Origin of the sequence: Fluviispira multicolorata (assembly GCF_009208585.1) — a bacterium.
Lineage (GTDB): Bacteria > Bdellovibrionota_B > Oligoflexia > Silvanigrellales > Silvanigrellaceae > Silvanigrella > Silvanigrella multicolorata.
Genome location: NZ_WFLN01000009.1, coordinates 163007 through 178471 on the forward strand (window position 1 = coordinate 163007; position 15465 = coordinate 178471).

The 15465-nt window shown below is 32.2% G+C and carries 14 protein-coding genes; 12 read left to right on the top strand and 2 right to left on the bottom strand.

Translation table 11 applies throughout. The annotated features are described in order from the left end of the window. Positions 1 to 64: 64 nt before the first annotated feature. The 11 genes from GCL57_RS14825 to GCL57_RS12745 all read left to right on the top strand — a co-directional run bounded on the left by GCL57_RS14825 (position 65) and on the right by GCL57_RS12745 (position 12099). Positions 65 to 223: a hypothetical protein gene (locus tag GCL57_RS14825; protein ID WP_161597752.1), complete on the top strand. Its 159-nt coding sequence runs from the start codon at positions 65 to 67 to the stop codon at positions 221 to 223. Between the two features lie 7 nt (positions 224 to 230). Beyond that, positions 231 to 854, top strand: coding sequence for a hypothetical protein (locus tag GCL57_RS12700; protein WP_152213723.1), 624 nt, complete (start codon positions 231 to 233; stop codon positions 852 to 854). Positions 855 to 878: 24 nt separating this feature from the next. Beyond that, a complete protein-coding gene (locus GCL57_RS12705) occupies positions 879 to 1817 on the top strand; it encodes a PLP-dependent lyase/thiolase (protein ID WP_152213724.1) in 939 nt (312 codons plus the stop codon). Then, a complete protein-coding gene (locus tag GCL57_RS12710) occupies positions 1777 to 2904 on the top strand; it encodes an aminotransferase class V-fold PLP-dependent enzyme (RefSeq protein ID WP_152213725.1) in 1128 nt (375 codons plus the stop codon). The genes GCL57_RS12705 and GCL57_RS12710 overlap by 41 nt, the downstream gene beginning before the upstream one ends. After that, positions 2901 to 3668, top strand: coding sequence for an alanyl-tRNA editing protein (locus tag GCL57_RS12715; protein ID WP_152213726.1), 768 nt, complete (start codon positions 2901 to 2903; stop codon positions 3666 to 3668). The genes GCL57_RS12710 and GCL57_RS12715 overlap by 4 nt, the downstream gene beginning before the upstream one ends. 11 nt (positions 3669 to 3679) lie before the next feature. Then, complete coding sequence (locus GCL57_RS12720) at positions 3680 to 4303, top strand: LysE family translocator (RefSeq protein WP_152213727.1); 624 nt, start codon at positions 3680 to 3682, stop codon at positions 4301 to 4303. Positions 4304 to 4440: 137 nt separating this feature from the next. Further along, a complete protein-coding gene (locus GCL57_RS12725) occupies positions 4441 to 6630 on the top strand; it encodes an LTA synthase family protein (protein ID WP_152213728.1) in 2190 nt (729 codons plus the stop codon). A gap of 421 nt (positions 6631 to 7051) precedes the next feature. Then, complete coding sequence (locus tag GCL57_RS12730) at positions 7052 to 7717, top strand: succinate dehydrogenase cytochrome b subunit (RefSeq protein ID WP_152213729.1); 666 nt, start codon at positions 7052 to 7054, stop codon at positions 7715 to 7717. 12 nt (positions 7718 to 7729) lie between these two features. Continuing rightward, positions 7730 to 9643 carry a fumarate reductase/succinate dehydrogenase flavoprotein subunit gene (locus tag GCL57_RS12735; RefSeq protein WP_170271538.1) on the top strand — a complete coding sequence of 638 codons (1914 nt, stop codon included), beginning with the start codon at positions 7730 to 7732 and terminating at the stop codon, positions 9641 to 9643. Between the two features lie 47 nt (positions 9644 to 9690). Beyond that, complete coding sequence (locus GCL57_RS12740) at positions 9691 to 10482, top strand: succinate dehydrogenase/fumarate reductase iron-sulfur subunit (RefSeq protein WP_152213782.1); 792 nt, start codon at positions 9691 to 9693, stop codon at positions 10480 to 10482. 192 nt (positions 10483 to 10674) lie between these two features. Next, the gene (locus GCL57_RS12745) at positions 10675 to 12099 is read left to right on the top strand and encodes a S41 family peptidase (protein ID WP_152213731.1); all 1425 of its coding nucleotides are present in this window, start codon (positions 10675 to 10677) and stop codon (positions 12097 to 12099) included. 2 nt (positions 12100 to 12101) lie between these two features. On the opposite strand, the gene GCL57_RS12750 is transcribed toward GCL57_RS12745, so the two are convergent. Continuing rightward, on the bottom strand, positions 12102 to 13325 hold the full coding sequence (locus GCL57_RS12750; RefSeq protein ID WP_152213732.1) for an MFS transporter: 1224 nt from the start codon (positions 13323 to 13325) through the stop codon (positions 12102 to 12104). Positions 13326 to 13520: 195 nt separating this feature from the next. Between GCL57_RS12750 and GCL57_RS12755 the strand changes: the two genes are divergently transcribed. Continuing rightward, entirely contained in the window at positions 13521 to 14621 is a 1101-nt protein-coding gene (locus tag GCL57_RS12755) for an FAD-dependent oxidoreductase (RefSeq protein ID WP_152213733.1), read from the top strand. Here the strand turns inward: GCL57_RS12755 and GCL57_RS12760 are convergent. Beyond that, positions 14604 to 15416, bottom strand: a complete 813-nt coding sequence (locus GCL57_RS12760; protein ID WP_152213734.1) for a sulfite exporter TauE/SafE family protein — start codon at positions 15414 to 15416, stop codon at positions 14604 to 14606. The genes GCL57_RS12755 and GCL57_RS12760 overlap by 18 nt on opposite strands. Positions 15417 to 15465 lie beyond the last annotated feature (49 nt).

The window sequence follows — 15465 nt, forward strand, 5'->3', positions numbered from 1 at the left end:
ACCAAAAAAGAACTTTAAACAAATTTTAAATATTGCAAATGAAAATGATGCAAGTGGTATTTGTGTGGCTCATTCAGGCACTGCTATTGGAATAATACTTGATATTACGGATGTTGAATATAATTCAAAAAAAGCTGCTATTATAAAGTCTTTAAATAAAAGTAATATTGTTTATGAAGTTTATAGAAGTACTTATTCTAAAATAATGTCATATGATATTTGAGGAAAAAATGGAAATAAAATTTTATAATACATATTTACCAATAATAAGTGCTGATAGTGAAATAGTTATACCAGTGACTAATTCAAAGTTAAACATATCTTTTCGCCTTGAAATGAATGAGGACAATTTTAATTTTTATGATTATTCATGCTATATTGTACTTGAAAATAAGGCTATTCAGGAATTTATAGAATTCATTCCCAATACATATAATGAGCTTATCTCTTATTTAGAGAATATATTAAACTTTTCTGATGATATTGCTTGTTTATATTATTTATCACTTATGCAGGCATTAAATCAATATCTTAAAGATTGTGATTTACAAGATAAAATAATTAATAATATGAAAAATAAAACTATTGGATTGTCTTTTGTTTCAGGTAATATTTATATTAATAATGTGAAATATCTATTACAAGAGGGTATGATTGCTATGCCATGCTGTAAAAATTTTCGTGAAAAGCAATCAAAAATTCTACTTTTGCAGAGTGAAAATTTGACAGAAAAGCTTGTTGAAAAAGTCTTTTTCTATAATAATCTTAACATTGTAATTTATGATTCAGCAGAAATAAATGATTTTCATGAGTTTAATCAGGAACTCGATTGTGAAGAAGTAATTTGCTTGTAGAAAGAAATGATCTTAGGGTAATATATGAATAGCATTGATTGTTTAGATCGTATTATGAATTTACAGACTCCTCTTGTCCAATCTTCTGAAGATGATCGTATTTTTATGAAACTTGAAGGTGGTTCGTTGAACTACAATCATAAATTTCGTTCAGCCGCATATCTCGTTAAGAAAGCTTTAGAAGCAAATATTGATCTTTCTAAGGTTGCAGATCGGAGCAGTGGTTCGTGGTCAATGGCATTATCTCATTGTGTTTATTTAGCTAAAGGCAAATCACAATTTATTACAACTAAAGTTCCACATCCATATCTTGCGAAAATAGTTGAAAGCAAGAATGGGGTCTTTAAGATGGTAAAAAATAATTCTGTCCGTATTGAAGAATTAAATAAACTTGTTCATGATGAAGGCTGGTATACATTTAATCAGCATAGTAATTTAGATCTTATTAATGCATTTAAAGAAACTCTTGGTAGACAGTTGGTGAACGATCTTAATTTTATGGGTATCTCTCCAAAATATATTGTTGCACCCGTAGGTACTGGTGGACTTTTAGCGGGGGCAAGTCTTGCTTTAAAAGAAAATAAATTTGCAACAAAAATTGTTGGTTGTGATATTTCAAGCAGCATAGTTAATCAAGCTAAAAGGTCTATGACATATAAATTATCAGCTTGTCGAGGTGTTGGCTCTGAAGATGAAATTTGTCATACATTTATTGAGTCATCAAAATATATTGATGAAATACTTGTGTCAAATATTTATAATACACTACATGAGATGAAGAGATTTACTAACAGATATCCCTTTACAGTAGGGATGAGTACTTGTTTGGCTTTAAGTGTTGTAAAGACACATCTCTTAAAAAAATGTAGGGCTAATGAATCTATTTTAATTATTTCTCCGGACAGGGGCGAAACCTATACGGATGAAATTAATTGTGCACTTAAAATTTACAATGGGTATTAAAATGATCTATGCAAATACAGCATCTATTGGTAGATTAAGTGAAACAACACGAGAAGAAGTGTCTAATTTTGTAAATGCATATTTAAAAAATGATTTTTATATTGATGATTATAAAATTGCAAATGAAAAAAAAGAGCAATGTAGACAAATTATTTCTCAACTTTTCGGAAATACATTTAGCAGCGTTCTTTTCTTTTCTTCAACTACAGATGCCTTAAGTATTTTACTTTCGCAATTGAAGCTAAAAAAAGGCAGCGTAATAGCTCTTCCTAACAATTACTTTCCTTCAATAGAAGCTATAAAATTAAGTTTTGAAAAGAAAAACTATGAATTGATTGAAATTGGTAGTTCAAAAGGTGAGATAAATGTTGATGATCTAAAGAATAAAAAAATTGATTTTCTGTTGATTGAGTGGGTTAATTATTGGAGTGGAAGTAAAAATAATCTGAAAAAATTATCTCAATGGTGTTTGAAAAATAATGTCATATTTGCAGTCGATGCTGTGCAAGGAGTTGGTTGCTGTGAAATTGATTTTGATATTCATGAGATTGATTTTTTTATTTCTGCTGGACATAAATGGCTACGAGCTTTAGAAGGCTCAGCTTTTGCAATTGTATCACAAAGAGTGAGCGCCTATTTGGAGCAAATAATTTATGGATATAATAGTTTTTCTGATAAAAATAATTTCGATAAAAAAGGACGTGAAATTGAGACAAGTTTACTTCGATTTGAACTTGGTACTTTAAGCACCGTGTCTTTTGTTAGTTTGTTCCATGCAATTTCAGAGTTGCTGGAAAATGATCATTTAAAAATTGCAAAAAAAATAAGAGAGAATTCATTTGCTCTCACAGACTTTTTATTAGGTTATGGAGCAATAGTTCATTCACCATTTAATGAAAGAGATTGTACGGGAATTGTTTCCTTTACTCTTCCAAATATTGAACCTTTAGAAATTTATAATAGACTATTAGAATTCGGTGTTATTACAAAAGTTAGAAATGATCGAATTCGAGTGAGTCCAGATATTACAGTTGATATAAATGAGCTTATACAAAGAATAGGCTTGTGTTTGAAAGGATTTTTATGACGTTTAAAACAGAAAAATTATACTATCAATTTCCTTATGCCAAAAGAGCAATGACACAGTTTGAAAAGCGTGAAGGAAAAGCATTAGCACTTTCTCGTTCGATAGCTTATCCTGAAGGGGGAGGGCAACTTGGTGATAAAGGAACTATTAAGTTTAATGATTTAATGATGCCATTTATTGATACTCAAAAATCGGTTGGAATTGGTAGAACTGTGGTTAGAAAAGATTTCCCAATTATTAATGTTGAAGGTGAAGTGCGTATAACTCTTTCTCAAGAAAATTATGATCTATTACCTCTTTCAGGAGAAATTGAAGTTGAAATTGATTTAAAAAATCGAGTTGAACTCACTATAAGTCATACTGTTTCACATGTTGTTTATATGGCAATGACCGAACTAAGAAGTACAGTCCCAGAAGCGACTGTTGGCTGTCTGATTGGCAATGAAGGTGGTCGCTTTGATGTGGGTGTGGATAAATTTTTAGAAGATGATGTGCGTTTTATCAAAACATTTGTTGAAAAGTCTATTCAAAAAAATGACAAGGTAGAAATGTTAGAAATCCCAGGGGAACCTGAATGCCGAATTTGGACCATGAATGGAATTTCCATTCCATGTGGAGGAACACATTTAAATGCTTTGCATGATGTTGGTGATATTCATATTAAACGAAAAGGTAAATCGAAAGGAATAGAGCGTATTTATTTTGAAATTAAAAATGTAAACTTAGATCCGGTAATAAATCTTTTTGATAATAATTTAGTATAAATAGGAATTATATGAGTGATTTAAATATTTATTTAGTATTTACTTGGACTGTTTTGCTTTTGGCTTACTCACCGGGGCCAAATGTAGTGCTCATGATTAACAATGGTTTAAAGTATAAATTAAATAATGCTCTTTTTGCTGTGCCTGGTACTGCATTAGCTCTTTTGTTTTTTGCAGCTATCACTGTTTTTTGTGTGGGAGGTATACTCACAATTTCTCCAAATTTTTTCCTTGTACTTAAAATCATTGGAGCTTTGTATTTATTTTATTTGGGAATAAAATCTTTTATGAGTAAAGGGAAAGTTAATTTTGCAGTAGGTGCGGCAGTCGTTGAAAAATCTAAAAAATCTCTTTTTAGTGAGGCCTTTTTATGTTGCATTACAAATCCTAAAGTCTTATTTATTTATGTCGCGCTTATCCCTCAATTCATTACGCACAATGACAGTGCTTTTTTACAATTGATTAATCTATGTATTATTCAAATAATAGTCACTTGTGTTTCAATGCTTACTTATTTACTTGTAGCAAGAAAAGCTTCTGGATTTTTAGAAAATAAAGCTCGCTATATTTCTATTTTTTCAGGACTTGTTATGTGTTTTTTTGGCGTAACTCTTCTTATCTCAAAGATTGGTTGAAATTTATTTGAGCAGGTAAGCCGACCCCTGCGTCTTTACTATTGATAAAATTCTATACCTAATATTGATTGAACATATAGATCTGCTCTGCTATGAAACTTTTGTAATTGATCTCTTTTTTCTTAGAAAGCGCTGAAATGACTGAAGTTTCATTAAAAACAAGAATATGTAATAATATTAAAGATTTAACTCAAAAAAGATTTTATTTTGTGCTTTTCTTAACTAGCACATTTGCTCTCTACAGTAATTTTCTGTTAATTCGTCTGTTTACAGAAAGGTTTCTTGGTTTTAATCTCATATCCACTACAAAACTAAAAGTACATGCAATTGCTTCAGGAATGTTGTCTGACTTTTGGATGGCGGGAGTGCTTTCTTTTGTCTTTGTCCTAATTGCATATACAGTTAATCATTTTATATTTTTAAAGTTTGTTAAGAATTTAAAATCTCAAAATAAAGCAAAATTATTTTTTATTTGTTTGTTTATAGTTTTTTTTGTATTTTCTCTCCATATTCCGTATGTAAATTTTTATGCAGGACTCATAACTCCTTTTCATTTAAAGTATTTACTTGATTTTTCATTTGTCCAATCTAGTTTTTCTTCATTATTTGATTTTAGAGTGGCGGTTTCATTTTTGTTTCCTACTCTTATTGCATTGGTCTTATTTAAGTATTTTTTAAGTTTTAATAGTAAGAAATTTATTTATAAATTTTCTTTATTTGTGATTATACTCACTCCAATTTCGCAAGTTGTAAAGGTTCATCTAAACACTCGAAAATTTACTTGGACTCCAATACCATTAAGGGTGAATTTTGTAGAAAATTTAATATTGGTTTATACTTTTAGCAAAGCTCATTTTCAATCTGAGCCAACAGAAAAAGATTTTAATAATTTATTGAATTATCAAGTAAATAATACCAATTTTTCGTTACAAAATTTTGAACATGCAAAAAATAATGCGGCTCATTATAAAATAGATTTAAAAGATTGGGAAAAGCTTCTTCAAAAATATCCATTAAAACCAGATATTTCGATTGGGAAGGATTTGTCTTTAGAGGTTCAATCTCGAATTAAAAATAAGCGTCCTCTTTTAATGTGGTTTGTCATTATTGAGAGCTTTAAACCAGAAGATGGAAAATTCCATTATCCAAAGAGTAAAATTTCTTTTCAACCTCATTTTGATTCTTTATCAGAAAGTGGAATCGCATTTACAAATGCTTGGACGGTTGGCAGTGTCACGAGAGCTGGTCAAGAAGCTGTGTTGTGTGGATTATGGACAAGTCAATACACAGCAGCCATGAAGGAATTGCCAAATTTAAACCCTGAATGTATTTTAGAACTTGCTAAGAGAAAATTTGGCAATGATTCATTTACAGCATTTTGGCATGCAGGTAGGCTTGAATTTGATGGTCAAGAAATGTTCTGGAAACGTCATGGTGCAGATGTTTTAGTGGGAATAAATGATTATAATAAGAATCTTCCAAAAACTTGGTGGGGCTTTTCAGATAAAGAATTGTTTAAAAAAATAGGCTCTGAATTAGATTCTATTTCGAATAAACATTCCATTCAAGTGCATTCGATTATGACATTAACAAATCATTCTGATTGGAAAATCCCGTCCGATGCTTCTGCAAAAATAAATGATTTTTATAAAAAATATGCTCTTGATCCTTCTCAGTTAACCTCTGCTTATACGGACGAAGCAATAAATGATTTTGTAATGATGTTAAAAGGAAAAGAATTTCCTAACTCAAATAAAGAATCTTATTGGGATAATTCAATCATATTTTTTGTAAATGACCATGGGCATCTAACACCTTCGTATGTCTATCCTGAAGAGGTTACTTTTGGAAGTACTGCAAATGCAGATATAATCTCTTCTATAAAAGCTTCGCAAGCAAATTTATTATTACAAGGCGGTATTGTAGAAAAGGTTCTCAAAAAAGCATCTAAAAGTAATGAGGTAAAAGGTATAAAAATATCACATTTAGCAAGTCAAGCAGATATTTTTCCAACAGCACTTGATTTGCTTGGTTTTCAAAATAAGTATTCAATTTCAGATTCATTATTTACCCAAAAAAGAAGATGGCCTGTAGTAGTTGATATCGGTGATTATATTTTTGTTCCTTCGCCAAATAAAAAAGGTGAAGGAGTCGTTTGGACACGAAGAGAGGCACTTTCTTCTCAAGCAAAAAATAAAGATGAATATTTTAATATTGCTCAATCATTATATAAAGCTTCTCAATATCTGCTCTTTAATGGTGGCACATTGAGGCTTTCAGAAAAAGAATTAAATGATATTGAAAATCTTGAAAATGCTTTTCTTTAATTTTCAGTTAGTTTAAATTATTTTTTAAATAAAAACTACGCTATAAATTATTTTTATTTATAGCGTAAAAATTTTTATACCTCAAAATATTCACTGTTTAATAATCAAAAATGTATGTCGTACAATTTTTCAAAACTTCAACAGATGTAAAATATTCACTGCAAAACTTGATACAATAATAAGAACTACATATTAGATAATGAGTCTCAATTTTGTGTATTGAATTTTAGATATGACTTGATAGTACCGATGATAAAAATTGATTTACATTATCTTTCAGGCAAATTGTGATCCGCATGCTAAATTTGCAATTTGTCTAATGAGAATATTATCTTTATACGTTTGACAGGTTGAGTAAGAATGCTCAATTGTGCTTTGAGAGGTTTTGTTTTTTCAGATCATTTATTAGGAGAATTGCTCTATGTCAGCAAATTCTAGTTTTCTAACGAGTACCATTGGGAAAAAATACCTAATGGCTTTAACAGCTATTGTCTGGTCGTTATTTGTTATGGTTCATATGATTGGTAATATGCTTATTGTTGTTGGTGCAGAAGCATATAATAATTATAGTCATGCTCTTACTTCAAATCCAATGATCTATTTAATAGAAGCGTTTTTAGTCGCTGTATTATTATTTCACGCCGTTACGGGATTAACTTTAGTGGTAAGAAATTCTCGAACAAAACCAAAATTTTACTCTGTCACTCCCATGCGTGAAAAATCTGCTTCAATTGCCTCAAGAACAATGATTTATACGGGAACAGCAACACTTGCATTTGTTATCTGGCACCTTATTACATTTAAATTTGGGCCAACATATTTTGTTACTTATAATGGCGTTGAAATGAGAGATATTTATAAATTAGTTATCGAAAAATTTCATGAACCACTTTATGTTGCTGGATATGCAGTTGTTATGATTTTAATTGGATTTCATTTATTCCATGGTGTGCAATCAATTTTTCAAACTCTCGGAATAAGTCATCCTCGCTACAATAAGTTTTTTAAATTCTTTGGCTATACCTATGCAGTTGTTGTTGCTGCTGGTTTTATTTCTCAACCACTTTTTGTCTTTTTTGCGAGGTAATATTATATGGCAATCCACCTCGATTCCAAATCTCCAACAGGTCCAATTGAAGATAGATGGACGAATCACCGTTTTTCTTCAAAGCTTGTAAATCCTGCAAACCGAAGAAAACATTCTATTATTATTGTAGGAACAGGTTTGGGAGGAGCTTCTGCTGCAGCCTCTTTGGGTGAAATGGGTTATCATGTTAAAAGTTTTTTTATTCATGACTCTCCAAGACGTGCCCACTCCATTGCAGCTCAAGGCGGAATAAATGCTGCCAAAAACTACAAAAATGATGGAGATTCCATTTATCGTTTGTTCTATGAGACCATAAAAGGTGGAGATTATCGTGCAAGAGAATCAAATGTATACCGTCTTGCTGAAACTTCTGTTCGAATAATTGACCACTGTGTTGCGTTAGGAGTTCCTTTTGCACGTGAATATGGTGGTCTTTTAGATACAAGATCTTTTGGAGGGACACAGGTTTCTCGTACTTTTTATGCACGTGGACAGACTGGTCAGCAGCTTTTAATTGGCGCTTACCAAGCTATGATGCGTCAGGTCTCTGATGGCAATGTAGACATGTACCCAAGACGTGAGATGGTAGAACTTGTTATTATTGATGGACATGCTCGTGGAATTGTCGTGCGTAACCTTGCAACAGGTGAGCTTGAAACACATCACGCAGATGCAGTTGTTTTAGCGACAGGTGGTTACGGAAATGTCTTTTATCTCTCAACAAATGCGAAAGCTTCTAATGCCTCTGCTATTTGGAGAGCTCACAAAAAGGGAGCTTTAATTGCAAACCCTTGTTACACTCAAATTCACCCAACATGTATTCCTGTGTCAGGAGATCATCAATCAAAATTGACACTTATGTCTGAATCATTGAGAAATGATGGTCGTTGTTGGACTCCAAAAAATTTAGGAGACACTCGTCCTCCTTCGCAAATTCCTGAAAATGAAAGAGATTATTACTTAGAACGCCGTTATCCAAGCTTTGGAAATTTGGTTCCACGTGACGTTGCTTCGCGTGCAGCAAAGCTTGAATGTGACAATGGTCATGGCGTCGGTCCTTCTAAACTTGCTGTTTACTTAGACTTTGCAGATTCAATTAAGCGTTTGGGCGAAGATAAAATACGTGAAAAATATGGAAATCTCTTTCAAATGTATGAAAAAATTGCGGGAGAAAATCCTTACAAAACACCGATGCGTATTTATCCTGCAGTGCATTATACGATGGGTGGGCTTTGGGTCGATTACAATCTTCAATCAACCATTCCAGGATTACATGTTCTTGGCGAAGCAAACTTTTCGGACCATGGTGCAAATCGTCTTGGAGCTTCGGCCCTTATGCAAGGTCTTGCAGATGGTTATTTTGTTATCCCAACTACGTTAACAAATTATATTGGTGGTACAACCCTTTCTAAGGTAACAACAGATCACCCTGCTTTTAAAGAAGCTCTTGCAAGTGCAAAAGCAAGAACATCTAAGTTACTTGGAATTAAAGGTAACAAAACAGTCGATCAATTTCATAAGCAACTCGGACATATTATGTGGGATCACTGCGGTATGGGGCGTAATAAAGAAGGTCTGCAAAAAGCACTTAAAGAAATTCCAAAAATTCGTGAAGAGTTTTGGCAGAATGTTGCGATAACAGGTCATGGTGAAGGATTAAATCAAGAGCTTGAAAAAGCTGGAAGAGTTGCCGACTTTATTGAATTGGGTGAAACAATGTGTCTCGATGCTCTGACCAGAGAAGAGTCTTGTGGTGGACATTTTAGGGAAGAACATCAAACTCCTGATAATGAAGCTAAACGTGATGATAAGAATTTTGCCCATGTTGCTGCTTGGGAATACAAAGGGGATGGCAAAAAACCTGAGCGTCATGTTGAGAAATTGGAATTTGAATATTGTCACCCAACTCAACGTAGTTATAAGTAAAACAAGAAGGACAAATTCTTATGAAAAGTAAAAGCTCAAATACACATATGACATTACATCTCAAGGTATGGAGACAAAAAGGGCCACATGCAGAAGGTAAACTTTGCGATTATGAACTTGAAGGTGTTAATCCAGATATGTCATTTCTTGAAATGCTTGATATCCTTAACCAAAAACTTATCTTAAAAGGTGAAGAGCCTGTCGCATTTGAGCATGACTGTCGTGAAGGTATTTGTGGATCTTGCTCAATGGTTATTGATGGTAACCCACATGGACCTCAGAAATCGACAACAGCATGTCAGTTGCATATGCGCCATTATCGTGATGGACAAACAATCGTTATCGAACCATTTAGAGCAAAAGCATTTCCTGTTATGAAGGACTTGGTTGTTGACCGCTCTGCATTCGATAGAGTTATTCAATCAGGTGGCTATATTTCGGTAAATACCGGAAGCTCTCCAGATGGAAACGCACTGCCAATAGCTAAAGAAAAAGCTGATTTGGCTTTTGATGCTGCTACTTGCATTGGCTGTGGAGCTTGTGTAGCTGCATGTCGTAATGGAGCGGCAATGCTTTTTGTATCTGCAAAAGTCTCTCAACTTGCATTGCTTCCTCAAGGCCAAGCTGAGCGTTCTGAACGCGTTGCTAAAATGGTTTATCAAATGGATGCTGAGGATTTTGGTGCTTGCACGAATATGGGAAGCTGTGCGGGAGCATGTCCAAAAGACATCAGTCTTGAAAATATTGCTCGTTTAAATCGTGAATTTATGCGCTCTATGGTATCTGGTCGTAAAAGTTATCCCCGTGGAGACGGGGCAAATGAAGGTTCTCCCGCATAATTTTATTTTTAAAAATAAAATTATTAAAAGAGCAAAATTAAAATTTATTTTGCTCTTTTATTTATGTTAAAAATTTGAAAAATTTTAATTAGGAAAAAAATGCATCCTTACAAATCGTAATAATTAATCCTATCATAATGATTGCCTCCAAATGACAAAGATATTTAATATTTTTTGTTAAGGAATATTATTATGTTACCAAATTTTGACACTAAAATAAATTTTGCACTTTTTCTATTTCTTTGTCTGTTCCCTATTCATTTGCATGCGTTAAGTGATACAAATTATGCTAACGTAACGCCTCCTCCTGTTACAAATGAACATACAATTAGTGAAAAAGCTGAGATGGAAAATAAAAAATATCAATCTCTTGAAGCTTTTTCAAAGGCACTTAATTTATTGGAGGCAAATTACGTTGATTCTAAGGAAGTCAGTCCTGATATATTAATTGAAAAAGCGTTAAAAGGGATGACTTCAGATCTTGATCCGCATACAACTTATTTAACTCAAAAACAATATTCAGATTTTTCAACAGATACGAGCGGAAAATTTGGTGGCATTGGTGTTGTGGTAAATCCAGCTGGAGGAAAGCTTGAGGTCATTGAAGTAATCGATAATTCTCCAGCAGAAAAAGCGGGAATTAAAGCCGGAGATTTTATTTATTCGGTAAATAATACTGTTGTAAATAGTAAAACCATAGAAGAAGCTCTTTCTAAAATGCGTGGATCTGTGGGTACAGAGCTAACTTTAGAATATTTTACTCCAGAGAAAGCAGGAAAGAATATTATAAAACGTGTTACTTTAGAGAGGGAGATTATTCGAAGTAACAGCGTTACTATGCATCAATTAAGTACTGGGTATGTCTATACAAAACTATCAATTTTTCAAGAAGATGCCTCTGAACAATTAGCAAAAAATATTAAAGAATTTGAAGCAAAAAACAGTGGAAAAGTTAAGGGGCTTATTTTAGATTTAAGAAATAATCCTGGTGGTTTATTAGATCAAGCAGTGCGTGTGACAAATTTATTTATAGATTCAGGTATTATTGTCTCAACAATTGGGAGAGATCAGAATAAACCTGAAGATGTTGAGTACGCTGTAAAAAGAAATTCATTATCCTATTTTCCAATGATAGTTCTTGTTAATGAAGGGACTGCCAGTGCCAGTGAAATTGTAGCGGGCGCGTTGCAGGATAGGGAGAGAGCCATAATCATGGGTACACAAACTTTTGGTAAAGGAAGTGTGCAAAATATTGTTCCATTACCTAATGGTGGAGCTCTTAAAATGACAATTGCACGCTATTATACACCGAAAGGTCGTAGCATTCAGGCAAGAGGAATCATTCCTGATATTCCTCTTATTTCCCAATCAATCCTTGGTAGAGTTCAACAAGTTCAAAATGAAGGCCTTAATGGAAGGGCACGTAGAGAGGCGGATTTAGAAAAACATATTGAAGCAAAAGATCAAAACACATTAGCTCTTCAAAATAAAAAGGAAGAAAAGGAAACTGATAGTTGGCCTTCTTCATTAAAAGATGATTATCAAGTTAAAAGTGCTTATATGTATTTAAAGAGTATGGGGAAATTTACATTCTTAATGGATAATGCAAATAAGTAAATTTATTTTTCAATAAAATCCATATCTTTATTATAAGTGTCTTTGATAAATATGATTGGAATGATGCCAAGAAAGAAAAAGAAAATTGCGCAAAGTGCGACACCTGACCCCATTTTATAAAAAAATGTTGCAATAAAAGGGACAAATATATTGCTAAAAATAAGTGACCCACGTGAAATATTTGAGATAATTGATGTTGCTGTGTTTCTTTGATTTGTACCAAAAACTTCAGCACAAAAGAGAATATAAATTCCTAAATATCCATTTGAAAATCCACATACAAATAAAATTAAATAAAACAATTCTAGATGAATAAAATTTGGCAAAGATAAACATGTTAAGGAGCATAACATAAGTGAAAGAGCAATTAGCACAGATTTTTTTCTACTCTTTAATATTTTACTCATGAATGGAAAAAAAATTGCTCCAAATAAACTGCCAATAAAAAAAATTGCCAATGAAACAGATTGATTTGGAGTAAATGGGAAGAAAGATTTTTTAGAAATCTCAGGAGAAAAGTTTACGCAGAATGCGACAAACCAAAAGGGAAAAATACCTAAAGTAAGGCAGACTAATTTCATAAAACTGTCTTTTCTTAATAATATTAATTTTAAACTTCCTCTTGGAATATGAGTATTTTGTTTTAAAGTTAAATATATTGTTGAGTCAACAAATGCAAATCTAAGGCATAAAAGAATAAGCCCGCAGCTTCCACCAATTAAAAGAACAGTTTTCCAATGCAATTGGCTTCCAATAAATGTGGCAAGCACACCCCCTAAAATACCAAAGGAAAATAAAATTCCTGAAGCTATTCCACGTTTCTCTTTTGAAAAAATTTCACTTAACAGTGTGATTGAAGCTGCAAGTTCAGCTGCGAGACCAACGCCTGCGAGAAAGCGCATGACTCCGAAGGCTGGTACAGTTGTGACAAAAATATTTGCAATATTTGCAATTGAATACAATAATATCCCAAATCGGACTGCAGATATCCTCCCAAATTTATCGCCCCAAATACCGAAAATCAGTCCGCCGATTACGCAACCCAAAGCTTGCAAATTAAACATTAATAAACTGGTAGAGAGTATATTTTTTTCTTCTACTCCAATATCTAAAAGTGCTGAATGTCTAATGACTGCAAATAAAGTGAGATCAAAATAATCTATTAAGTAACCAAAACTTAAAATTAAGAATGTTTTATTTAAATAAGAAGGATTTTGGTCGTTCAAGAAAACTCCTTTGCTAAAATTTCTTTCTTATATGATAATTCAGCTTGATATACATTAACATCCGTATTAGCTTTTTTTAGGGAGTTTCTGATGTTTTAAATTGTACTCCTTTCTAAAAAGCCGAGCAGTGTAACTGTTCTGCTTTATTTTTTTATATATAAAAAAAATAATAGCAAATTTTTAGCGGGATTTATTATGAAAAAATTAACAATTGTAGGATCAGGTATTTTAGGCTTATCAATAGCAGAATTTTTTTCTCGGAATGTTTATAAAGGGTCTGAAATTCAAATTATTTCAGACAACAATTTATTAGCTGGTTCATATGCAGCATCGGCTAATCTTGCGACTAAAGGACAACTATTTGGAAGAGATAAACATTTTCAGATTAAGTTGGACTCTAAAAAAATATATTTTGAATGGTTAGAAAATTTAATTAAAGAAGCAAATTTGGATTTTAAAATAAATCAACTTTTTCAAATTGGACTTGGAACGGACTTTTTTTTCACCGAAGAAGAACGTGACAAACATTTTTTAAGAGTCAAACAAAATGAGTATGATTTAAATTCATTGAACTTGCCATTAGATTTTATCGAAAAAAAAGGACTTCGTGAAATAACTTACAAGAATGAGGCATGGGTAAATGCAAAAGAATTAATGAGTCTTTTAAAAGTTGTATTAGATAAACGTAAAGTAACTTTTATTAATAAGATCTTTACAAAAGATGATTATTCTTGTCTTCATTCAAAAGATGATAAGCATAACCTTGTTTTTTGCACGGGTGCATGGACTGAAAATATTTTACAAGAACTTTCTCTTCCTATTCCTGAAAAAATGCAAAAGAAAAAACGATTATCTGTTGGTTCTACTTTTTTTGGGAAAAATTTATTTGATAATTATGACAATAATTATGTTTTATTTGAAAGAATATCCAAAAATATGAAGAGAAAAGTTACGTTCAGCGGAAAAAATGAAAATCAGTCTATTTCGTCTTCAACTGTAAAGATAGAAAATTTAAGTGAAAACTATAATAGTGAATTGAAAAAAGAAAATATGCAAATTTTAGAATTAGCTACAACTATCCTTGAAAAAGATCCTCTTTTATCTACAGTAAAAAATTTAACTTATAAAACAGGATTTCGAGTGGGCTATGGACACAGTGAAATTGTTGTTGAAAAATTAAATATAAAAAATAAAAATATTTCTTGCTTTGTATGTGCAGGAGCTCATAAAAGCGGATTTCTATTTGCTCCAAAAGTAGGAAAAATGTTAGAAAATATTTTATATAAGCATTTTTAATGCTACTGCCATCAGTAAAATGGAAAAGCATTTGCTAAGTATTTTAGGTGATAAACTTCCTGATATTTTACTGCCAATTGGGGCGCATATAGAACTCATAAGAGTGATGCCTAGGGCTGCTGGTAAATAAATATATCCGATGGTGCCTTTTGGTAAATTAGAAGCATGTGTGCTTAACAGAATAAAGCTAATTGTACCGACAATAGTAATAAAAAAACCACATGCAGCAGAAGTTCCAATTGCTTTATGCATGCTTTTGCCGAGGTATGTTAGAAATGGAACGGTAAGAGTTCCACCGCCCACACCTAATAGTCCTGAAAGAAGTCCAATGAGCACCCCTCCACCGGCCATTGTCGCATTGGATTCTTTTAAGAATGGTTTATTTTGAGAAATATTTTCTTTTTTATCTTTTTTAAAGAACATTTGAATTGCTATAAAAAGTAAATAAATACCAAAAATAATTGTTAAAGTATGAGTTGGTAGCTTTGTAGAAAAAAGTGCTCCTAAAATAACTCCTATTATAATTCCAGGGACAAACTTTTTAACAACATTCCATTCAACTCTTGCAAATTTGTGATGTGATTGAGTGGAAAAAAGTGAAGTAAAAATCATTGCTGTAAGTGATGTGCCAATTGCGAGATGCATTATGTGCTCGGTTGGCATACCACTTTTTAAAAAGATATATGCAAGTGCTGGAACAACTATTGCTCCTCCGCCAATTCCAAGTAGTCCTGCTAATATTCCGGCGATTGAACCAGTCAGTAAATATAGAATAATACTTATAGTAAATGTCATAAAAAATCCTTTATTATGAGTTAATCTTTTTTAAAGATTGAATATAATT